Raw genomic sequence first — 22,305 nt, 5'->3', positions numbered from 1 at the left:
GCCGGCCGCACCCATGACGTCCAAGGCGCCGAGGACGATGGCGACACCTGTGCATCGCCCGCCGGCGGCGATCGTTATCGATGCAGAGCGGCGACTGCCCGTGCGATAGCGCTGCGCACTCGGGCATCCACCACCTGGCTCTCCCTTCGATCGAAAGCCAATTGCGCCGCATCATGACCGGCAAGATAGGATTTGGTGGTGGCGTCCACCCTTGCCTTCATCTGATCGCAGGTCGGCTGCGGGCTGAGCCGACGGATCGCCTCGGTCATGCGGGTCCGCCACTCCCGGGAGATCGCCGCATGATGCTTCTCGTGCGTCTCGATGTCGTTGATAACCGCCTTCCAGGACACCTTCGTGACCGCGTCCGCATCGGGCGGAACCTGCCATTTCGGAAGGATGATGTGCAGTTGAAGGGTGATCTCCGGTCGGTCGACTGCACAGCCTCCACCCGGTGCGCGCTTGTAGTTGACATTGCCGTCGAAGCTCACCTCGATCGCGCCCGGGTGCTGGGAGGCGGTGCCTGCGACATAGGGACCCTTGAGCGCCATCTGCGCTTCCAGTTCCTTGATTGTCGAACCGTGGACCGCGAAATACGTCGTCTTTTCGTGCACGGCTTCGGCGCCGGGAGAGCCGGATGCCATCGAGACGAGAAGCATCGCAAAGGCCGCCGCTGATTTACGCATCCGTCACCGCCCTCACCTCCTACGCCGGACCCATTGCTGCGCAAAATATCCCGCCATGCAATGGCTAAAACGATAGACATGCGCCTCGCATGCTGCCGCCGCGCGACGCTGCGGCGGAAACTTTGGAGAGACGATGATCACCAGCCGCTTCAACTCAGGCCCCGGCCGAGCCGCGCTGCTCGCCGCGTCCGGTCTCATCGTCCTCTCCCATCCCGCGCCACTGCTGGCGCATATCATCCAGGGAAACGCGGGCGGTTTCGGCAGCGGCTTCGAGCACCCGCTGACTGGGGCTGACCATTTTCTGGCGATGTTCGCGGTTGGCCTGTGGGGCGCCCAGATGGGCGGACGGCCGGTCTGGTCGCTGCCGGTGACGTTTCCTCTCATCATGGTCGTTGGCGGGGTGCTCGGCATTGCCGGATTCGTTCTTCCCGGCACCGAAATCGGCATCGCCCTATCGATCGTCGCCTTGGGCCTCGCGATCGCCTTCGCCTGGCACCCGGCGGAGTGGGTGGCGCTGCTGCTGATCGCGGTTTTCGCGATCTGCCACGGCTATGCGCATGGCGCCGAATTGCCTCGGGCCGCAGATCCCGCCGATTACGCGATCGGTTTCGTTCTGGCGACCGGCGCGATCCATCTGATCGGCATCGGCGTCGGACTTCTGCTGAACCCAGTCTGGAACGGCAGGGTCTCGCGGAGTCTCGGCGGGCTGATCGCGGCGGCGGGTGTCTATTATCTTGCGGCTTGACGGGCGTCGACAGGTCCGCGCTTGGCTCCGCACACTCGCCGGCCCGGCTATCCTCCTAGTCGGCGCCCTCGTGATGTTGCCCCTCGTTTTCCTAAATCCGGAGCGGCTGTCCACGCCGTTCTGGTGGTTGCGTCATAGCGCGGTCCAGCCGAGCTTCCTGCTGCCTTTGATCGGCTGCGGACTGGCGAGCCGGCGCTTGAGAGCCCTTCCTCTGCTCGCTGCCGCGTGTCTATTCGCGGCCGGACTTACGGCAGGCCTGTTCGGCGGCACCGCTTGGGATCGAGTGTTCGCAGGAATTCCCGCTGCATTCGAGCAGCGCTTCTACTCCGCTCCGATCGCGACGATCGCCATCGGCGCAGCGCTCGTCGCGCCCGGCAGGATCCGTCCCTTGGTCCTCCCGCCCGCCAGCTTCTGCGTTGGCGCGGCGATCGGGCTGTGCGTGATGTTGACCAACCCCACACTCGGCATTCGTCTCGTCCCGATCACCGGTATCCTCTTCTCGCTCTGGCTGATCGCGGGCGTCACCCTCTCAGTACGCGGGATGGACGCCCGCTGGCCCGACGTCGCGATCCGCATCTTCGGAAGCTGGATGATCGCCATCGGCGTTCTCTACGGCGGCGCCTCACTCTTCAAGAAGCCCACGCGTCTCGAACTCGCTCCGCCCACGACCTATGCACCCGTTCTGCCTGGGATCGGGTTCGACGACGCTCCCGCGAAGACAAAGCCAAGACACCACTTCGGACCATCAGGTGAGACATCAGCCGAGTGACGAGGAGGGGACACGGCTAAGCGCAACGCTTGTCCTATAGGGATGCAAGCTCGCAAGACGGGCAGAGACGGCCGGAATTGGCGCGTTGTCACATCAGAAGTGTCTCGCTGACAAGGAACTGCTCCTCGCCTTGCTGGACTGCGGCGTGGAAATGATTTCCGCGCTCCTGTCGGCGGACCGGCGGCCGGGCTTCTCGAGCCTGAAGATCGGCCGTCACCGATGCAAACTCCGTTTGTCTGGATGATCGTTACAGGTGCCGTTCGCGTTTGATGGAGTCATGGCGGCGACCTCACCTTGAGGCCGCGCGCGAGGAGGCTACGAGGGCCAGCGGAAGCGACGGAGGAGCCGAATCCGGATGGGTCGAGCCGTCGGCATTCGCGAAGGCGACGTTGGCGCCAGCCGGAGAGACCGCTTCCTCCGCCGGGACCACCCGGGAGCAATGTCGTCAGCCCCTTCCGCCGGAGCCGTCCGGATCGATGGCCGTCCCGTCCATGAGCGCCGCCAGCGTGATGCCGCCCGGCGCTGGGCTGAGGTGAGCCTTCGGCCGGAAGGTCCAGCCGTCCTCGGTGCGCTCGATGATGTCGTCGACGCGGCGGGCCGTCTTCTCCTCGTCGAAGCCCTGCTCCACGAGGCCGTGGATCAGGTAGGCCCGCAGCTTCATCAGCCCGACGTCGTCCTTGTTCTCGATGTAGAGGTTGATGAGCCAATGGAGGGTGAGGTTCGCGACGTCGATGCGGGACGGCGCCTTCGTCTTGCGCTGCGTCTCGCGGTAGGTCCGCTGGTACTCGGCCTGCCTGGCCAGGCGCCGTTCGCGACGGGACGGGTTCGCCGTTCGGCGAGGATCGGAGGATGGCGTCTTGGGCATGATGCCTCTCGAGAGGTTGGTCGGCCTTGCCGAAGCCGACAGCAAGATCCGGATTGATGGCGACTGGACCTCCGGCCTCGCCAGCGCATGGCGAGGCCGGCGGTCCGGGCTGACGCGCCGCCTACTTGCGGCGGACCGCCGAGGCCAGCGGCGCCTTGCCCGTCGGCGCGCTTGGGGCGAACGCGGCGAGGCCCGGCACCAGGACGTGGGCAGGGATCTTGCCGGAGGCGAAGTCGGTGAGCATCTGCTGGTGGTCTTCCGCCTCCCGCTCCTCCATCTCCCGCATCGCCTCCCTGTCCCGCTCGAGGCAGTACAGCTCGTAGGAGCGGTTGCCTTCCTCTGCGGCTCGCCGGTGGCGCTCGAGGGTCGCCTGGCTGACGCGCCGCCGCGGCGGCGCCTGCGTCCCCGCCGTCGAGGCGGTGCTCCCGCCCTCGACTGCATCGAGGGTGGAGGCCGCCGAAGCGGCGACCCCCTGCGTCTCAACCGGCTCGAAGGCGGACGGCACCTCGTGGTCGCCGGCGTCGTTGCCGTCGCTCGTATCCGCGTCCTCATCGACCTCGACGGAGCGCTTGCCGCCGCCGTCATCCGGCCCCTCCCCGTCCGGCGTGATGCCGTCAAGGACAAAGGCGAGCATCGGCAGGACCTCGTCCTCGACGAAGGCCTTCAGCGCCGTCGCCTCCGCCCAGCGGTCGCCGCCGAGCCTGTAGAGAAGCGCCAGCACGCCCTCCCAGCGCTCGTCCGGCGCCTTCTGGTGGCGCAGCGCCAGGCCGCCGACCAGCGAGGCGGGGTCGATGTCGCAGAGGAGCTCGGTCAGGTCGCGGTGAACCTGCTTGGCGATCGGCGCGAGCGCGTCGACGAGCTCGCCCTTCTTCAGCCGCTTCTCGCCCGCCGCCGCCTCCAGGGCCTCGATCAGCGCGGCGCGGATCAGCTTCAGCCCGGCGACGACGTCCTTCGTCTGCCGCGCGACCTTGGCGAGCGCCTGCGCCTTCAGCCCCTTCAGGCCGCCCGCCTGAACGGCGCCGGTTCCGGCTGTGGCGCCGACGCCCTTCACCATGTCCTCGACCTCGCGGACCTTCATCGGCTTGCCCGCCTCGAAGGCAGCGATGACCTGTTCCACCTGCTCCGGGCTCGCCGCCGTCAGCCTGACGAGGACGGTCGGCGTGACCTGGTTGCGGATCATGGCCTCGCGCCAGCGGCCGAGCTTCTTGTGGACGGCGCGCCAGTTGTCCGCGGTCTTCGAGGACAGGCGGCAGAGCTGGGGGACGGCCACCTTCCAGTCCTTCTCGTCGGGGATGGCGCCCGCCATCGCCTCGAAGGCCTCGCCGAGGTCGAACGTGTTCTCGGCCGTCTTGCGGGCGATGCCGTCGACGACCGCGGCGCTGGAGAGGACGATCGCGCGCGGCTCCGGCTCTAGCGTGTCGACGTCGAAGCGCTGGCGCTTCTCCTTCGGCACCCGCGCGGCCTTTGCCGCCGTCTGGACCTGGCGCTCGGCGCGGGCCGCCGCCTTCTTCGCCTTCTTCGCCTCGATCTCCTTCTTCACGCGCGAGGCTCCGGCGCCCTTGCGCTTCGGTGCGGCCCGGCTCTCTGCCGACGCCTCGCCGTTCGAGACGGCCACGCCGTCGGCGCTCGCGGCCTCTTCCCCGCCCTCCTTGTCCTGCACCCGCGCGAGGGGCGCGGGCGCGTCGTCCGCCTGCGCCGCCACGCTCGCGCTCTCCATGCTCTCCACGCTGTCGTTGTAGTCGTTCCGCCTTCTATCGATGTCGATCATACCATCAATCTCCCCGTCGCATGTTTATCCGCGCGACATGTTCAACGATACGGCAAATCAATTCGGTCGTACAACTTGGCTTTTCTGACGGCTTTGGCTGTATCGTCTTTTGATAGCCAAAATTCTCCCCGGATTCACGCCACGGCCGCAGTCGACTTCACCTTCATTAGGGATATCCACAGGTGTTGCTTCGGAAAAAATAAATCTGGCCGTCGCTGATCCCTGTGCGCAGGCATTGGGGAAGACCTGCAGTCTCTTGACGTGAGGCATCCGCCGGTAATCCGCCAGTACACGGCAACCGTTCTGAGATGTTTGAAGTGGATAAACGCAGAGCATGTAGTCGACGTAAGCTCATGTTCGTCGGTGCTCTGGAGAGGCTGCAGGATATTTTTCTGGACGGCCCTTCGGCCTCTTTCGACACCACACGGTTGCTGCGATGACAGCTTGCCGGTTGCTCACCCCGTTTGCGACGGAATCGTCCATCTCGTACCCGGCAACGCCGATGATGAGGCTGGTCACGCCGATCCCGAAGTCCGCAACGCCGAGCCAGGGTTCGGACACACCGATGCGCAGAGCGTGTGGCGGCATCCGGTCCGAGCAGCCGTCTGCGGCGGAGTCAGCCTCGGGGTCGGGCTCGGTGTGTACGACTGGCGTCCTGCGGCCGACGGCGTTGAATCGCCGATCTTGAGAGCCGCAACGCCGACCTGGATCCCTGACTCGCGCGCGTCACGTTTCGTCACGCTTGCCGCGACCTCCGTAACACTCGTCCGAAGCTTGGTAACGAGGATGCGCAACTCGTCTCGACCTGCGATGACCTGCCTGGAGATCGAGATGCCCTGCCGAAGATCGAAGGCGATGCGTCTAGACGGCCGACCCGGCACGGCCGTCGCGGGACTGCCGCTGGGGACGCAAGCGGCTGCGGTCACGCTCGCACTCCAGGAGCACCTGCCGCCTTGTTCCTCCCTGCTGGCACGCGGCCGACCGATGCCGGAGCGATCGCCTGGGACTGGTCCTGCTGCCGTCAGTCCGTCATCCGAGGTCAGCGGCATGAGGTGGTTCGGAGCGGCAGGCTGACGGCGCAGCGGCGGCCGAGCGTCGCACCGGTGCCACGCCGCGTCGGTGCGGCGCCGCGTCCTCTAGAGTGTTCATAGGAGTGGGGGCGGCTCGATCCGCCGCCCCCTGCCTGGCGCAGCCGCGGGTGCGTCAGTCGTCCGCCTCGGGTTGGCCGAGCCGATAGAAGCGGCTGAAGGTGCGGGCAAAGCCGAGCTCCGGCGCGATCAGCCAGAGGTCAGAGGTGAGCGTGCGGTGGCCGTCCGCGATCACCGGATGCTCGTGGACGACGCCCGCCAGCGAGGGCAGCATGCGGTGCACGATCTGCCAGTCCTCAAGATGCGGGGCATTGCCCAAGTCGCGCAGGGTCGGACGCCAGCCCGCTTCGATCCGTTCGAGATCGGCGAGAAGACGCCGCAGCCGCTCGATGACGGATGCGATGTCCTTGGCGGGTCCGTTTGGGGGAACGTGCAGCACCATCACGCGTCCTCCCTCTCAGCCCAGCCTGTGCCAGACCGCCTGACGGCCGCAGCCTGCCGCGCGCCTCCGCGCCGGCGCGGCTGCGATGCCGCGCTCGCCTCTGTGTCGCCAAGGCCGTCCGACGGCATGCTCGCTTCGATGCCGGTGCCGACAGCCTCGCCGTCGCCCTCCCACTTCGACGGCGCAGCCGCTTCGGTGCGCGTGATGACGGTCTCGCCGTCGACAGCGTTGCAATGGGATGTACCCATCGGTCCGCCGTCGGCTCCGCCTCCATCCGGCTGCGGTGGGCCTGCGGTCGCGGCCTCGGCCACGGCAACGGGCATGGCGTCGGGCGTTGCCTTGAAGATCGCTTCGATCTCGCCGGCATCGAGCGAACCGGCCCTGCCCAGCGCAAGGGCGAGGCGCTCGAGCAGCCCGCGATGGGCGGCGAGCGTCGTCCTCGCCAGGTCCGATGCGGCCTCAAGGCGCGCCTCCACCGCCTCGGCCAGCGGGCCTGGCCGCAGAAGCAGGCTCTGCGCCATCGCGATGGGGCGATGGGTGAGCGGGCGCTCCCGACCGAAGCCGAACTCGGTCTCCATCGCCAGCGCAAGCTGCGTTGCCTGCGCCAGATCGCTCGAGCCGTCGCCCCCGCTGCCGCCGGTGACGGTGCCGAACACCAGTGCCTCGGCCGCCCGGCCGCCGAGAAGCGCGGCAAGATGCGCCATCATCCAGCCCTCGTCCTGCTCGACGCCGAGGTCAAGGCACGTGACGGCATAGCCGCCTTCCTCATCCTCGATCGACAGGTCCAGCAGCGTGCCGAGCTTCAGCGCGTGGCGCAGGACGGCGTGCCCCGCCTCGTGCACCGCGAGGCGGCGCCGGAGCTGCGGCGAGCGCTGCGGCTTGCCCGCCCCCAGCGCCGTCTCCAGATCGGCGAGGTTCACGGAGCGCTTCTCCCGGCGCGCCCGGCCTCTCGCCTCGCGCAGCAGCCGTTCGATGTCGGCGCCGGTGCGCCCGACCGCCTGTCGCGACAGGCGGTCGAGAAGCCTTGCCGTTGACGTAGCACCGTCCGCAGACGCCGGATCGGCGCCTTCGTCTTCGGCGACGAGCCGTTCGAGATCGGGGCCGAGATGGTGGGCGATGATCGCGGCGAGCGTTGCCCGATCCGGTTTGGGGACGACGATCTCGGTCTCCCAGCGCCCGGAGCGGGTCAGCGCCGCATCCAGCGCCTCCGGCCGGTTGGTCGCGCCGACCACGATGACACCCTCGGTCCGCACCGCCCCGTCCATCAGCTCCAGCATGCGGTTGACGATGGCGTTCCAGTAGTCGGCATAGTCCTTCGTATCCGGCTGACGGCGGCCGATCGCATCGGCCTCGTCGATGAACAGGATCACCGGCGCCGCCGCCTCGGCCGCCGCGAAGGCCGCCGACATGCGGCCGAGGACACTGCCGAGATAGCCGGGCTCCAGCCACACCTGCACCGAGGCGACATGCAGCGGCAGTTCGAGCGTGTTGCAGAGCGCCCGCGCGAAGGTGGTCTTGCCGGTTCCCGGCGGTCCCGACAGGAGCAGCCGCGTGCTCATCGTGTCCCAGGCAATCTCGCCCGTCCGCCAGAGGTCGAGATCGGCCTTCAGATCCAGCGCCCAGTCCTTCGCCTTGCCGTAGCCGGCAAGCCTCTCGACCGTCACCCTCGCGTCGCTGGAAGACGGCTCCGGCTCGATGACGGTCGATCCGGCGTCCCCGCGATCGTCGCGCCTGTGATCGCTGCTGCCGGACGTGCGGCTCGTCCCACCCTTCGACGTCTTCGCGCCCGTTGGCTTCGATGAGCGGGCCTCGCCCTCCCCGCGTCCCCGCGACTGGCCCGCCCCGAGGTCCTCATCACCCTCGTCGTCCTCGTCGTCCTCGTCGTCGTCATCGCCGCTCTCGGCCTCCGCCGCCCTGGCGCGTGCCGCCGCGGTGGCCCGCTGGCCGAGCTGCGTCAGCAGCGCCATGACCTGGTCGAGCGGCAGGCCGGCACGCACCGCGAGCGACAGGTCGGCGAGCCCAAGCAGCGCCAGCTCGACCTCGTCGCCCTCGAGCGGCGCGAGCGCGTCTTCGACCACCTCGAGGGCATGGCCGGTGACCACCGCGATCGTCTGCGCCACGATGGCCGCATCGAGCCTGCCGCCATCGAGGCAGTGATGGGCGGCAAGGCGCAGGAGCGGCGGGATCTCGGGCTGGGAAAGGACGATCAGCGGGTGGCCCGACCGGGCGGCGAAGGCGAGATGGCCCCCGATAGCGTCCTCCCTGCCGCCGGACGTCCTGGCGTCGAGGACGATCAGGCCCGTCCGGTCGAGCGTCATCGTCAGGACAGACCAGTCGAGGTGCTCGCTCCCTGGAAAGTGCAGGCTGGTGGAAAGCCTGATCCGGGTCAGCTCGACGGTCTCGACCCGGCCCGGCAGCACGGCGCCGCTCTCGACCAGCCTGCGCGCGGTCTCCGCGAACCCGTCGACATCCGCCCTGATCGCGACGATCGCGCCGGGCCCGCGGCAGAGCCGTTCGAGCTCCGCCGGATCCACGCCGCCATGCCTCAGGGCGCGCTCGATCAGGAGCAGCGCCGCGACATTGCCGGCGTCACCCTTTGTCGCGACGGGCGCTGTCGCCAGCAGCGGCAGGGCAGGCAGAACTGGCAGGGCCGACAATACCGGCAGGTCGTGCGATGGTCCGGACGTTGCCGGTGGCGCCATGCAGGGCGCCGTGGCAGGCGTCATCGAAGACGGCGGCGCCGCAGCCAAGGGATCGGCATCGGACGGCAGGGCAGCGGTGGTGGCTGCGGCGTCCGCATCCTTCCGCTCCTGCGCGCTTGCGGTCCCGCTCTTGCGCCTCGTGGAGAGCCGCCGGGTCATCGGGCCGCCCTCCCCGGCTGCGTGGGTCTCCTCCCGTATCGCCCGAGCCAGTTCAGGACGACCTGCGCGGTCGGCTCGCCCGACGCGGCCAGCCGGCCGAGGGCGTCGCGGATCGGCATCGGCACGCGGCCGATCTGCCTGACGCTCTGGATCGCCAGGCCGACGACGAGCGCGGCATCGGGCAGCGGCAGAGCGGTGCTGAGATCGGGCGCCGTCTCGCCGTGACGCCGCGCCCCGGCGGCGCGGGCGAGGTCGCTCAGCTTGGCATCCGCGTCGAAGGACACGGCACGGGCGGGTGCCGTCGAGGACGAAGCCGGGTGGGTGCCGGTCTGTGCCGAAGCGGCAGCGAGCGACGGGCGCGGCGGCGTGTCAGAGCCAACGTCCGGGCGGGACCCCTGCGATGAGCGTGAAGTCGGGTGCGGCGTCTGCGCCGAATTGCACGTCGGATGCGGCGGCGCGCCGGAGCCCGAGGTCGGGCGGCGGCGGTCATCAAAAGGAAGCTTGGTCATGGATGAGCAGATCCTGCGCGCCCCGACGTCCGCGAGGCGGCGTCGGTGGCACGGCACATGAGAAAGGGAGAAAGCTGGCGCCGCCCGCGCGAGAGCGGTCGCCGGAGGAAGAGGATCGGGCCGAACGGCAGCGCCGCCGGCACCGCCTCAGGCGTGGAGGCGCGGCTGCGCGAAGCCGAAGCGTATCAGCCGCTCGGCGCGCGGCGGCGCATCGGTGCTCGACGCTCCCGCCGCGTGGCGGGACGCGAACCCGTGGAAATGATTTCCACGGGCGCCAAGGGCGTCGCCTCGCAGGCCACCGCCCGTCCCGACGGCCGCCCGCTCGAACGCCTCCGGATCGCCCCCGTCATCGGCGTCCGCATCGAGGCGGGGATGCCCATTCGCGGTCGCACCATCGCTGCCGCCACCGAAGCGGGCGCGATCCAGCGCCTCCGCCTCGACCAGCGGCCGGGCCAGCCGCAGCATCTCCGCCTCGATCAGCCCCTGCACGCGGGCCGCAAAGCGCTGGCGCATCGCCATCATCGCCGCAGCCGCGCCCTCGACCTCCAGGAGATCGTCGATCTCGGCAAGGCTCCAAAGCCCCGCCTCGTGCTCGCTTACCCCGCAGGAGCCGTCGACGATGGCAATGCCGACGCTGTCGACCGAGAGGCGCTTCTTCTCCTTGTAGAGCCAGTCCGGCAGGATCAGCGAGGCCGCCAGCATCTTCGTGCGCAGCTCACTCAGGCGGTGCGTGGCGAGATAGGAGGCGAGCGAGCGCTTCACGTCGATCACCAGCGCCGAGCGATAGCGCCGGTTCACCGTGACGATGTCAGGCGCATAGCTGCCGCGCGCCCTGGCATCGGCATCGAGCGACAGCCCCTTCAACGCGCCAGAACGGTTGTGCGCGACGGCCTCCAGCGCCGCGGGCGTCACCGGCAGGCGCACGCCGCCGCCGAGCACCACGAGATCGGGATTGCGCCGCCCGATCGCGATCATCGCCTCCTCGAGCAGCCGCCCCTCGTGGAAGGAGACCGAGCGGATCAGCGCGGCGATCCCGACGAAGCCGCCGAGGATCGCGTCCGGCGCAGGGACGGCCGCGGCGACCAGCGCGGTGGCCTTCTCGACCAGCGGATCGAGATCCTCCGCCATCGCCTTCGGATCGACCCGGCAGGGGAAGCGTGTGGCGGTGACGTCAGGCGTCGCGGCAAGCGGCCGGACGTCGAAGAGCGCCGCATCCGGCCGAGCCGGAGCGGTATGGGAAGAATGCGTCATGGAAGTCCCTTCGAAGGGAGACGATCACGTCCTGCCGTGCCCGATCGACGAGGACGGCGAACCGACCACGAGGGCGCACGAAGGCACGATGGTCCGGCCGCCTGCTGGGTCGTTGCCAGCGCGGCAGACGGTTCGGATCGTCTCGGATGCAGGATAGAAAGTGGCGGCGCGGAGCCGACCCGTTCAGCGGCCGTCTGGCGCCGGCGCGGCGGTCAGGCCGACCGCACGGTGCAGGTTCGCGGCGCTATTCGGCTGAGGCCCTCGCGGGACCGGCACCGTCTGCAATTCTTTCCAGGAAGGGACGAAGCGGATATGGCTCGTCATAGCCCAAGACCTCTCAGTCAGGTTGCGGGTCAGGCCTCCGTCCGGTGTTACCAGCACCAGCGGGGGCCGTCTTTGCCCAGGGGCAACGGCACGCCGCCGCCCCTTCCTCCACATACCTGACGTCTTCAACCCACGATCGCAAGGCGCCGGCGATGCCCGGACGCCGGCATGGTTAAGAGCGGGCTCGCGCCATTGGTGAGTCGCTCGTATCGCTGACCGCGCCCGGCGCGGTATCCTCGCCCCTCACACATCAAATGCGGATCGCACGACCCGATGAACATCCTGCCCTTTCTCGACATCGCCGCAGCGCACCTCACCGATGGCGATGTCGAGCTGCTGGACAGCGGCAAGGACCTGCCGATCGACACCATGGCCTATGAGTACGGCTGGATCGTCTCGACCGCTCGATTGATGGACGAGGAGACACGCGACGAGGTGGTGACGGAGTTGCGGACCGCAGGGTTTTCGGAAGCCTTCATTGCTGCCGCAATCGCGGCGGGCAGCAATGCGTGCTGGCTCCTTCGCTTCGATGTCGACGCAGACATCGAGGAGAGCCTGCCGGTGGGTGGGGGTCAGCAGCTTTGAGCCTAATCACCGTTTCCACATCAGAGTAACCTGTTCATTCTCCGGCTCACGAAGGTCCGCAAGGCGCCCTTTTCGGTCGTTCATGCGTTTCGGCGCAGTCCCCCAAAGCGGACAGCCGAAGCCGATATGCCTTCCTATCGTCCTCGAACAATACCGGCTGAAGATTGTTGGCCTGAACGCCCGGCCTGGGCAGAGTCGATGAACTATCGGGCCCGACGCAAATCATGGCGTGCAAAACCCGGCCAGCGGTGAACCGGCGAATGGTTCGTTCGAGCTTCCTGGCGGCGCACCGTGACCAAGATGTCGCCTGGCTGGACGCCCTCGATATCGATTGCTTTTACTTCAACAAACTTCACCCATCTCATCTATATGGGGCCGCCATCGGGAAGGGAAAATGACCCAGCGAAACGCCAGCGATATGTTCACTAATGCGGTGAAGTCGATCAAGATGGGAATTGAAGACTATGCCGTCGATACGCCGTCACGCGCCCTGTCGGCAGTGCGAAATTTTTATGCCGGCGTGCTGCTGCTGGGCAAAGAAGTGCTGATCCGGAAGGTGCCCCTTGCGGATCCCGATGAGGTCATCGGCGCCAGATACATGCCAGTTCCCAATGACCAAGGGGGTGTCGAGCATGTCAATGAGGGGGGCCAGACCATTAACTTCCACACGCTCGGCAAGCGCTTCAAAGCCTTCAAAATCCCAATAGACACAAGGGAGCTGGAGGAACTCAATGATCTGCGAAACAATATCGAGCACCGCTTTACCGACCAGCCGGCGCAGGCGGTGCGGGAAGCAATCGCTCGCGCCTTCCCGATCACTGTCGCCATGTTCCACCAGGCCGGTGAGCATCCGGCAGACGTGCTCGGCGACGCGTGGCAGAGCATGCTCGAGGTGCGCGCGCTTCATAAGAAGGAATTGGCACGCTGCCGATCCTCACTGGCCGGGGTGGACTGGGTGTCGCCGACCGTGGCGAACGAGCATCTGCGCTGCACCGAATGTGGTTCGGACCTGATCGAGCAGCGCGATGCGGAAAACCCCAACCAGGAAGCAATGGACCTGATCTGCCGCAATTGTGGTGCGGAGCCGGGCTGGGACGAGGCGATTGTCGATGCTGTCGACAGAGCGCTGGGCGGCGAGGCCTATATTCGTGCCAAGGAGACCGGCGAGCCCGGACCAATTTACGACTGCCCGTCATGCGACCGACACGCCTATATCGATGAAGAAGAGGCCTGTGCGGTATGCGGCGAAACCTTCGAATATGAGCACGAATGTGCTCGCTGCCACGGTGGCATCCCATTGGAAGACGCGCTGGTAGGCTTCAATGAAGGGCTCTGCAGTTACTGCACCTATATCGCCAACAAAGATGACTGAAGCAAAAAGCCACGATCCGCAGTGGGCTAGACAAGAGGCATGTCGGGCCAATCGTCAGGGACCAGTGCAGGCGGTTTCGTCCACGGGTCCTCGACAAGAGCGGCCTGGAACCAGTCGTCCCGCAGATTGGCATGCTCGGTTACGATCAATTGAAAGCCTGGCACATCTTGGGTCGCATATCTGTTGAGCACCTCAAACAAGCGGCGCACGGCGTTGAGGTCTGCATCCTGCAGCTCAGTTTGATCAACCGAGCCGCCGGCTGCCTTATATGCACTCTCGGAAGGGAAATAGACCTGCGTCGGTTGGTCGATGACCAAGAAACGGGGGAGCGGCTGCGCATAGTCGGCGGCGAAGCGGTGCAGCGACAGCAGGGCGGCGAGATGGTAGGCGAGATGGCTGGCGCCGCCGCCTGATTTGTACATGTAGACGGGCCTGCCCGGTCGATCGATCACCACCGTCAGATTGTGCAGGTCCAGCCTCGCGGGGAACTCGGCGAACTCGCCGTTCAGATCCTTGATGTAAGACGACATGTGCATGGCGATATTGGAGAGCGTGGCAACGAGACGCGACTCGCTATCATCAGCCCCCAGACGCCCCTCGAGGTCGGCGATGACCGCTTTCAATCGGCGCTGCTCAGTCAGCAGGCGATTGAGCTCCTCATCGGTCGCAAGGTTCTCCAGAAACAAGCTGATGCGCCCCACGACACGGGCAGCGGCATTGTTCCGGCTGCCCATCTCCGCAATCGTTTCATTGCTGGCGATTGCAGAAGACAGCTCGAGCTCCTTGCCGCGGATCTGCTCGGAGAGCGTGGCGACATCGTTTTGCTGCGCCAATAGATAGGCCTCAAGGGCAGGCCGCTCTCCGGTCACCGCTTCCAGTTCCCGATCGAGATTTTCGAGCTCGGCCAGCATTGCCGCAGCGATTGGGGATTCGAGCGCAAGGTTTGCGGGGGCGAATGGCCATTGCCAGTCGCCGGTGGCCTTGTTGAAGGGCAGGGCTTTTATCGAAGCGAGACGATCGCGTTGTTCGACAACTTCTCCCTCGAAGCCATTTGCTTGCCGGGCAAAGAGCTGGGCGCTTTCGATCTGCCGCTGGACCTCGCGCCGGCGCGCACGAATGTCCGATAGCTCGTTTTCAATGATCGAGAACCGTTCGCCGTCTTCGTCGGGTACCGATTGCGGTCGCCAATCCAGGGCCTGCCGCAACAGATCAATGACATCAGCGCCACTGTCGGCCCTGATCGATATGCCGACCGTTCGAGCTTCGGAAAGCAGACCAATCGCGCGCTGCTCGGAATTGTCGATGGCATCTTGCGCCTGCGTTACAAGCTTGACGTTGAGACGCAGGTCGCGGTTCGCCGTACGCAATTTGCTTTGCAGTGTGAACTTGTCACGCCCCGAAACCCCAAGAAGGATTGGCAGAGTGTCCTTGATGGTCTGTGTCTGGCGGTCTTCGTTCTGGCGATAGAACAGTTGGTCCTTGTTCGCGACGATGGTCTGTTTTTGAAAAAGATAATAGAGGGTGTGCTTGATGTTTGCGTCGTAACTCTCGCGGCTGCTCTCAATGGGAACATCGGTGGTGTTCTCGGGAATGCCGAGAAGCGATGAGAGAAGCGCAACGACGCCATCGTCATTGTCATTGACGATGAGTTCGTCGAAAGCGGGCGCGTTCACTTCGGCAGCACGCCAGACCATGACCGCGCTTGACGATTGCGCACCGGGGCCGGGAGCAGGCTTGGCGATGAGAACCTCTTCACCGGCAAAGCGATAGATCACCGCGTACCACCGTACTTTGTCGCGGATTACGCCCTCCGGGACATTGAACGTGGATCGGCCCATGCAGAACTCGATGATTTCCGATAGGGCAGACTTGCCGGTCGACGACTGGCCGGTCAGGATGTTGAGCCCATCGTGGAACCTGACGTCACGCCGGCGACCATTGTCGCTGTAAATATGAAGCGACTTGATCTTCACGGACGTATCCCCATCGTTGTGTAAATGGTGCTACTGCGGCCGATGCTGGCAAATTCCTTGCCGATGAAGGTCGCGACGCGCTGGGCTTGCTTGGACTCGTCAGTGCCGCTCACCGTCTTCCTGACACCATCCGGCTTCGTGGTCAGTCTTCCGTCTTCGGACACGCTCAAAGTGCCAACGCTATGCAGGACACCCAGCGATTCAAGCGTGAAGGGCAGCATCTCGGTGCATCGTTGCTGAAAGCCGACTTGAAGTTCGGGATGATCTGCGATCACGCGCAGCAGATAGTTCCGGTTACCGCGCTGGATCACTTCACGGGAATGGCGCTGCAGCGCCAGCGGCAGGACCAACAGCGACATCGAAAAGGGCATTCCCCTGGTATCAGCCTCCTGGAATCCTACCAGCGCCCGATAGAGGACCAGCCCACAAAACGCTGGGTTGAAGAGGTTTCGAACCTCGATTGGTCTGGTGCCCCAATCCTTCATGCTGCCGTTCCCAAAATTCCGGCGAGGCTTTCAAGGAAGCGCGGATGCCAGTGGACCCGGGGTGAAGGCCGGTCATTGGCCAAGATTTGAAAGGCGCCCCGCACGACATAAGGCTCGGTAACACGTTCGCGGATACGCAGATGGCCGGTATTTTCCAACGCCCAGCGATACAGCGCTTCGCCGGCGGCGATGCAGGCGTCATCGTGACTGGCATCGCTGAGCTTCTCGCACAGCACGGCCTTGTGCCGGTCCCATTCCTCGATCAGCAAATCCTCGTAGTCTTCCAGTTCACTGGCGATGACCAATCGCTCACGGGCCCAAAGGGACCTTTGCTCATAGGCACGATAGTAGTCGACAATAGCATGCTGGATGCGCTGCTCGGATAGCTTCAGGGCCCGAAGCTGGGCGACGAACATCCGCGGGTCCCTTGCAACATCAATGTCCTCGGGCTTCTTTCCGCGGAAGTCGATGGGCAGATTGTCGGCTTTGAACTGATCGCTGAGCAAGGCGAGCTTGTCGCTGACGTCCTGAACCTTGATAGCGGGGCCAGCTTTTCCGGTCAGGACGCGAATCACGAGATCGGTCCACCAGCCTTCGAGCCGATTGAACAGCGCGGTCCGATCTTCCCTTCTCATGGTGCGGAGCCGTTGGTCGATTAGATGCGGGATGTCGTCGATGCGAGAGGTTTGGGCCGAGATGGTGATCCGGGAGTAGAAGTCCTGCGCTTCTATTTCGCTCAGATCAGCCAGATCGGCTTTCACCTTGGCAATTTCCTGCGATGTGCTGCTGGCGAGAGCCTCCCCTGCTTTGCTCGCTCGACCCTCCGCCGACCCGCCGGAGCCGACGAAGAGTTCAATGAATGAGCCGGAGGAGACACTGGCGGTGGTGAAGAGGATGAATTGCGCAGACGAGCTGACGCGCCCTGAACTCTTGTAATGGGCGACCCAGATTCTGACCGACTTCCAGAAATCGACCGATAGATCCGTCAGGCGATCGCCTACTGCTTTGTGCTTCAGCGATGCCAGTGTGATGGTGCCGTCTGTCTGCACAAACTCGACATCGTCGTTGCGCTCTATGTAAACCTCGCCATCCTCCGGCAAGTCAAACATTCGCAACAAAGCGTACCGGGCTTGGAAAATATATCCCAATCCGGGCTCGGCGGCCGAGAACAATGAAGTGGTGCCGTTCATGATGAACAAGCATCGCTATATTGCAACCAAGACTGCTTCGACAACGCGTCCCCCCGGCAACGTTATGAGCCATAATGTACGGCGGTGGTAGGAATATCAATGCAGTGTGACCGGACGCGCTGGCTCAAGTTCGAGGAGCACCTCAAGCAGACGGGACGATGACAAGTGGTCGGTTGCGGACGGCAGCTCACAGCGTTGTATCCGCCAGAATCTGCCAGTCCGCTATCGGCCCGAAGCAGCCACAAGAAATCATTCCCCAGCGAAGGCTCAACTACAACGCCGCTTTCATGGGAAGGCCGGTGAACTCATCGTATGACACTTTGAACCGTATGATGACTCCACCTGTCATCCGGCACCGCGTCAGTCCCTCACCCATGCGGGACGCATCGATGGTAAGTCGCGCCGATTAGCGCTCAATCCGAACCAACCTGCACCGGAGCAAACTCGACGGCTGCCACCGACTTAGACGGTGGCCCTGAAATGATGAGGCCCCGGCGCTCCCGCCGGGGCCCCATCTTTACTTTTCGCCGGTGCGAGGCTGGTTGGAGATCGCGCGGACCGCGCTGGCCGCGACATCGATCTCCATGGGTGACATCGGCTGCGGGTTGGGACCGAGCGCCGTCATCGACGCGGCAAGCCCCTTGCGCAGTTCCGTCTGGACGTAGTCGTGAACCCAATCGGACCACACGACGCATCCGGCGATGCGGCGGATTTCAGCCGCGAGCGTCGGAGCCATGTACGTCAGCACGCCCCTCTCGTCGTGGTTGCTCTCCGCCCCGGCCAAGGCCTGCCGGATCGCCCCCAGTTCCGCCGCCGCGAACGGCGGCGAGTTCACGCGCTCCGGAGCAGCGACGATCTGCCGAATCTGATCCCGGAGGATCTCCTCGACACCCGACTTGCTCCAGCCGACCTGCACAGCGTGCAGGCGGCCACCGACGAACAACGCGTGCGTCGGTGGTCCGTTGACCCCAACAAAGGGAGCCATCGGGTTGGTCGTTTCCGCGTCCGTCGTGTTCGCCGCGTAATAGAGAGTGCGCACAGCGTCGCGGACGGCCTGATCGTTAGGGGTCACCCCCCACGTCTGGTCGTTGACCATGTTGTTCCTCCTGTTCACTCCGCCGACCGCCCATCGCTGGGACGGCCGCGCCCCCGGCGGAGAGGGGCTTGGTTTCTGGGGCGCGGTTCACGGGAGGCAGGCTTGGTTAGAGGATCCCCTTTCTGATCAGGCAATGATGCCGCTCGCATTCCTCAGGGCGACTTAAGCGTTCGTCTAAAATCCGATCGATCCCGTAGATTACTGAATTGCTCCATCGATCTGACGGTCGGCCCTCGTGCCTTGCGGTTGCGCTGCCACGCTCTTCCGGAGCCCAACCGGGAGATTCCCAGATTCTCACCGCTATGGCTGTCATCCCGCATGGAATGATCGCCCCGCCCGATCCAACCATCGCAGCCGGCGCCGGGGCGACTGGAAGCCGGCCCCGGGAAACATCCCGCTGCGCCTTGAACGAGCTAAAGCCGCGATTGACGTCATGCCCGTTGCCAGGGCACAGAGATGATGCCCATTCGGCCTGAGGTGAGAAACGCCACGGGTTGCAGAAGGTTAGCTTTGCTCTGGCTGGGGATCCAGGTCCCCCAGCCAGCTCCCCCTCCGGGGAAGGCAACCTACTGCGATCGTTGATCTTTCTGTCTGGCTGAGAATCCTCTCGGCTGCTCCTGTTGTCGCCTGGGCCCAAATCTGATGCCCGGAGCTGATGCCCATGGCGTGCTCCGGCCAGCGTAAGGGGCAGTTCGGTGGCAACGCGACACGACGTCCAGAACCTTGAACGGCCGCGATCACACGTTCTGCTGGCGCGTCAGGGTCCCCGCCCGGTTCGCGGCAGTCTGAGAGTCGGCAAGGCTTTCGCTCAGCCTTCCACAGTCCGACCACGGCCAGGCGGCCTGCATGGCCCGCCGGCTCGATCTCGTCCTCGCCGACCTCAGCCCGAGACCCTGCTGCGGTATGACCACGAAGCCTCGCCCAGACCCGCTCTTCCGCTCCGAGATCGAGCGCATGACGGCGCATCCCGAGGATCGCGTAGCGTTCGCTTGTCCTCGCACACCCACGTGGCGCAGCGGTCGCTGACGCAAGAGTCTCGCTTGCAGCAGACCCTGATCGTCACGCCGCGATGGCCGCCGCCGGTTGAGCATGGATCGCGGCCTGATCCCCGGACGCCGCCTGTATCTGGCGAGCCTGAGCATCGGCCCAGAGCCACTCCAGGAACTCCATCTTCACTTCGCGCTCCAGGGCAACCGCTTGTGTCGCCGGAACCGTGCAGAGCGCGTCGAGCCGGATCCGCGCGAGATCGGTCGTCCCGAGCGTGACGAGCGGCTTCAGGAAGAGCTCCCCGGCGCGCAGATGCCCGAGTGTCGCGGTTGCGGCCTCGACCTCCGCGGCGAACGGCAGGCAGTAGCGCGCAAGCGAGGCTTCCAGCACCTTGACGGCCGCGTGCGTCGAAACGGACGGATCGAAGATGACGTGGAAGCGATGCGCGACCAGCTGGCGTTCGCGCACGTCGATGCACACGTCGGCTGCGAACAGGCGGCTGTTCGGAAGAACGATCGTGCGGCCCGTTGCGCGCGTTCCGCCTGCCGCCCGCTCGATCTCCAGGATCGTCGTGGTCAGGATGCCGTGGGCGACGATCTCGCCATAGACGCCGTCGATTTCCATCCGGTCGCCGACCTGAAAGCTGCGTCCGGCCGCGCGCATCAGAGCTCCCGTGCCGCACTGGATCAGCTCCTTGGTGGCGATGGTGAACGCCACGATGACGGCCGTGACCGACCAGATGAGCGACTGGATCTCGGTGAACCAGATCGTCCCGAGGGCAAGCGTCAGGAGAAGGCCGAAGACGGTGCGAACCCGCGACAGCCGCATTTCCTGCCGTCCGTCCGCCCCGCAGCCGAGGGAGCGCGCCCGCCGCAACGCCAGCTTGCGCAACGGAAGGGAGAGGCAGACGACGACGAGGCTCGCCGTCAGCTTGGTCGCGATGTGCGGGTCGAGGAAGGGGGTGTACATGCCATGCGCTCCAGACGTCCCGCGCAACGAACCCTGCGACGGGCTGCGCTCTCCTGTTCGAGCGTCGCTTCTAGGGATGCCGGCGTTTCGGCACGATGCCGAGGACGTTGCGCCGGGGGGAAAGATGGTTTCGCGCCGCTTCGCCTCCCCCGCCTCCTGCCCATGCAGCGACCGCCACACGGATGGCGCCGAAACGGCGGGCCCGTCCCGCGAAACAGGCGTGAAACCGGATCGGCTGATCGCGTCGTCGCAGCGAAACCTTGCCTCGGTAACTCGAAGCTCGACGCGGAGGTTTGGGCAGGAAGGACTCATCATGACGCATCCAGACAAGGCCGACCGCCCCCGCTGGGGCGCGATCACCCGTCAGCTCGGCTTCCTCCGCTTCTGCAACGGCGGAATCGCGCAGTCGAACGGGCGAGGTACACCGAACCGGCACCATCACGAGTTCGATTACGAATATTACGTCGAACTCCTTCGGCACCGCGCCGATGGCCGTTCGTCTTGAGTATAAGCCCACCACATACTGGCATGAGGCAGATTGTCGTGCCATCCTACCAAGGGGAAGTCGACCGTGTGGGATCGGCGCCTTCTCAGGGATCCGAGACGATGCCGGGGGAAATGCTCGAGTTTCTGCACGCCGAGGAGGCGGTGGTCGTGCCGGCCCTGCCGGCATGGAAGCTCGCGATCGTCGACGACGATCAGGCGGTCCATGACGGCACGCGGTTCGCCCTTCAGAATTTTCAGCTCGGCGGTCGCTCGCTCGAGCTGTTCAGCGCCTATTCCGCTGCCGAAGGACTGCGCCTTCTCAAAGCCCATCCCGACATCGCGGTCGTCCTGCTCGACGTCGTCATGGAGACGGAGGATGCCGGGCTGAGGCTGGCGCGCGCCATCCGTGACGAGTTGGGCAACGAACTGATCCGCATCATCCTGCGCACGGGACAGCCCGGCCAGGCGCCGGAACACCGCATCGTCGTGGAATACGACATCAACGACTACAAGGCGAAGACGGAGTTGACGGCGGAGCGCCTCTTCACGACCTTGACGTCCGCGCTGCGCAGTCACGACCAGCTGCGCCGCCTCGACGACACGCGGGCCGGACTGGAACTGATCGTTGGAGCATCGGCCGAGCTGTTCGACGGGCGCTCGCTTGCGGCCCTCGCGCACGGCGTCCTCGTTCAGTTCAACGCGCTTCTCGGCCTTCAATCGGCCGGGCTCCTCGTCATTCGCGACGGCGACGACGGGGAGCATGCGATCCTGGCCGAGATCGGCGCGTTCGCAGGAGAGGAGGCCGAGACCGATTACCCCCGCCTTTTCGCCCAGGCCCGCAGCGCCGGCCGGCCCATGTGCCTCGGCCGAAGGACGCATCTCTACCTGCGCACGAACACCGGCTCGGAAGTGCTGGTCATCCTCGACAATGCCGCCGAGCTGACCAAGACACAGCAGGCGCTGGTCGACGTGTTCTGCGCCAAGCTCGCCGTCGCCTTCGACAACGTTCGGCTCAACGAGCGCCTGCGCAACGCCAATGCGGAGCTCGAGGCCACAGTCACGGCGAGGACGCGGGAGCTCGTTGCCGCGAACGAACGGCTGGAGGCGCAGGGCGCGCAGCTGAAACGGGTCAACACGTTCAAGAACGAGATCCTCGGCACGATCGCCCACGATCTCAAGAACCCGCTCGCGGTGATCCTCGGCAGGGCGGAAATGATGACGGCGCTGACGAACGCGCTGCCGGCGACGAGCTCCGAGCCCTTCGCCGTCCAGATCGGCCACCTTCGTCTCGCCGCCCAACGCATGACACGCATCATCGACGTGTCCGTCGCCGATGCCATCGCGGACGCGGTGGACATCTCCATCAACCGGCGCTTCATCGACCTCGGCGACGTGGCCCAACTGGTCGCGGATCTGAACACCGGGCTTGCGGAAGCCAAGCAACAGCGCTTTGCGGTCAGCATCGACCGGCCGTTGCCGACCTACTGCGATCCGGATCGTCTCGCCGAAGCGATCGACAACCTCGTCTCCAACGCCATCAAATATGCGCCGATCGGCGGTGCGATCGAGCTTCGAGCATTCGGCACGGCGACCGAGGTCGGCGTCAGGATCTCCGACTCCGGCCCCGGCCTCGAAGCCCAGGATCTCGTGCGCCTGTACGGCCGGTTCCAGCGGCTCACCGCCCAGCCCACCAATGGCGAGAGCTCGACCGGCCTCGGGCTTTCGATCGTCCGCAAGATCGTCGATCTGCATGAAGGCGAGATCGAAGTCGAGGAGCGCTCGGCCTTGGGGGGCGCCGCTTTCACCCTGACCTTCAAACGCCGAATGCTCGCCTGAGGCGCTCATCCGAGGTACGAG

The 22,305-nt window shown here is 65.6% G+C and carries 17 protein-coding genes; 5 read left to right on the top strand and 12 right to left on the bottom strand.

What is annotated here, in order from left to right; all coding sequences use genetic code 11:
• Positions 1–74: 74 nt before the first annotated feature.
• A complete protein-coding gene (locus NPA30_RS12095; protein WP_256802954.1) occupies positions 75–683 on the bottom strand; it encodes a DUF922 domain-containing protein in 609 nt (202 codons plus the stop codon).
• A 133-nt stretch (positions 684–816) separates the two neighbouring features.
• Between NPA30_RS12095 and NPA30_RS12090 the strand changes: the two genes are divergently transcribed.
• On the top strand, positions 817–1,428 hold the full coding sequence (locus tag NPA30_RS12090; protein ID WP_256802953.1) for a HupE/UreJ family protein: 612 nt from the start codon (positions 817–819) through the stop codon (positions 1,426–1,428).
• Between the two features lie 73 nt (positions 1,429–1,501).
• On the top strand, positions 1,502–2,197 hold the full coding sequence (locus NPA30_RS12085; RefSeq protein ID WP_256802952.1) for a hypothetical protein: 696 nt from the start codon (positions 1,502–1,504) through the stop codon (positions 2,195–2,197).
• A gap of 445 nt (positions 2,198–2,642) precedes the next feature.
• Here the strand turns inward: NPA30_RS12085 and NPA30_RS12080 are convergent, their stop codons facing one another.
• The 6 genes from NPA30_RS12080 to NPA30_RS12055 form a co-directional block, all read right to left on the bottom strand.
• Positions 2,643–3,062: a hypothetical protein gene (locus tag NPA30_RS12080; protein ID WP_256802951.1), complete on the bottom strand. Its 420-nt coding sequence runs from the start codon at positions 3,060–3,062 to the stop codon at positions 2,643–2,645.
• A gap of 121 nt (positions 3,063–3,183) precedes the next feature.
• A complete protein-coding gene (locus NPA30_RS12075) occupies positions 3,184–4,830 on the bottom strand; it encodes a hypothetical protein (RefSeq protein ID WP_256802950.1) in 1,647 nt (548 codons plus the stop codon).
• A gap of 1,203 nt (positions 4,831–6,033) precedes the next feature.
• Positions 6,034–6,360, bottom strand: coding sequence for a DUF6634 family protein (locus tag NPA30_RS12070; RefSeq protein ID WP_256802949.1), 327 nt, complete (start codon positions 6,358–6,360; stop codon positions 6,034–6,036).
• Positions 6,360–9,062 (bottom strand): AAA family ATPase, encoded by a 2,703-nt coding sequence (locus NPA30_RS12065; RefSeq protein ID WP_256802948.1) that lies wholly within the window; start codon positions 9,060–9,062, stop codon positions 6,360–6,362. The genes NPA30_RS12070 and NPA30_RS12065 overlap by 1 nt, the downstream gene beginning before the upstream one ends.
• A gap of 155 nt (positions 9,063–9,217) precedes the next feature.
• Entirely contained in the window at positions 9,218–9,505 is a 288-nt protein-coding gene (locus tag NPA30_RS12060; protein WP_256802947.1) for a hypothetical protein, read from the bottom strand.
• 372 nt (positions 9,506–9,877) lie between these two features.
• Complete coding sequence (locus NPA30_RS12055; protein ID WP_256802946.1) at positions 9,878–10,981, bottom strand: hypothetical protein; 1,104 nt, start codon at positions 10,979–10,981, stop codon at positions 9,878–9,880.
• Positions 10,982–11,578: 597 nt separating this feature from the next.
• Between NPA30_RS12055 and NPA30_RS12050 the strand changes: the two genes are divergently transcribed.
• Positions 11,579–11,890, top strand: a complete 312-nt coding sequence (locus NPA30_RS12050; protein WP_256802945.1) for a DUF5983 family protein — start codon at positions 11,579–11,581, stop codon at positions 11,888–11,890.
• A gap of 394 nt (positions 11,891–12,284) precedes the next feature.
• On the top strand, positions 12,285–13,262 hold the full coding sequence (locus NPA30_RS12045; protein WP_256802944.1) for a hypothetical protein: 978 nt from the start codon (positions 12,285–12,287) through the stop codon (positions 13,260–13,262).
• Positions 13,263–13,288: 26 nt separating this feature from the next.
• Here the strand turns inward: NPA30_RS12045 and NPA30_RS19620 are convergent, their stop codons facing one another.
• The 5 genes from NPA30_RS19620 to NPA30_RS12020 form a co-directional block, all read right to left on the bottom strand.
• Positions 13,289–15,235 carry a DUF3732 domain-containing protein gene (locus NPA30_RS19620; RefSeq protein WP_256802943.1) on the bottom strand — a complete coding sequence of 649 codons (1,947 nt, stop codon included), beginning with the start codon at positions 15,233–15,235 and terminating at the stop codon, positions 13,289–13,291.
• Positions 15,232–15,720: a three component ABC system middle component gene (locus NPA30_RS12035; protein ID WP_256802942.1), complete on the bottom strand. Its 489-nt coding sequence runs from the start codon at positions 15,718–15,720 to the stop codon at positions 15,232–15,234. Before NPA30_RS12035 ends, NPA30_RS19620 begins: the two co-directional genes overlap by 4 nt.
• Positions 15,717–16,910 carry an ABC-three component system protein gene (locus tag NPA30_RS12030; RefSeq protein WP_256802941.1) on the bottom strand — a complete coding sequence of 398 codons (1,194 nt, stop codon included), beginning with the start codon at positions 16,908–16,910 and terminating at the stop codon, positions 15,717–15,719. The genes NPA30_RS12035 and NPA30_RS12030 overlap by 4 nt, the downstream gene beginning before the upstream one ends.
• 517 nt (positions 16,911–17,427) lie before the next feature.
• Positions 17,428–18,006: a hypothetical protein gene (locus tag NPA30_RS12025; protein WP_256802940.1), complete on the bottom strand. Its 579-nt coding sequence runs from the start codon at positions 18,004–18,006 to the stop codon at positions 17,428–17,430.
• A gap of 1,059 nt (positions 18,007–19,065) precedes the next feature.
• Entirely contained in the window at positions 19,066–19,962 is an 897-nt protein-coding gene (locus tag NPA30_RS12020) for a mechanosensitive ion channel domain-containing protein (RefSeq protein WP_256802939.1), read from the bottom strand.
• Positions 19,963–20,124: 162 nt separating this feature from the next.
• Here NPA30_RS12020 and NPA30_RS12015 point away from each other — a divergent pair, with 162 nt between their 5' ends.
• The gene (locus NPA30_RS12015) at positions 20,125–22,284 is read left to right on the top strand and encodes a sensor histidine kinase (RefSeq protein WP_256802938.1); all 2,160 of its coding nucleotides are present in this window, start codon (positions 20,125–20,127) and stop codon (positions 22,282–22,284) included.
• The last annotated feature ends 21 nt before the right edge of the window (positions 22,285–22,305 follow it).

Origin of the sequence: Mangrovibrevibacter kandeliae (assembly GCF_024519155.1) — a bacterium.
Classification (GTDB): Bacteria; Pseudomonadota; Alphaproteobacteria; order Rhizobiales; family Rhizobiaceae; genus Mangrovibrevibacter; species Mangrovibrevibacter kandeliae.
Note: the sequence above shows the minus strand (reverse complement) of the source record. Positions and strands in the feature narration are given on the sequence as shown.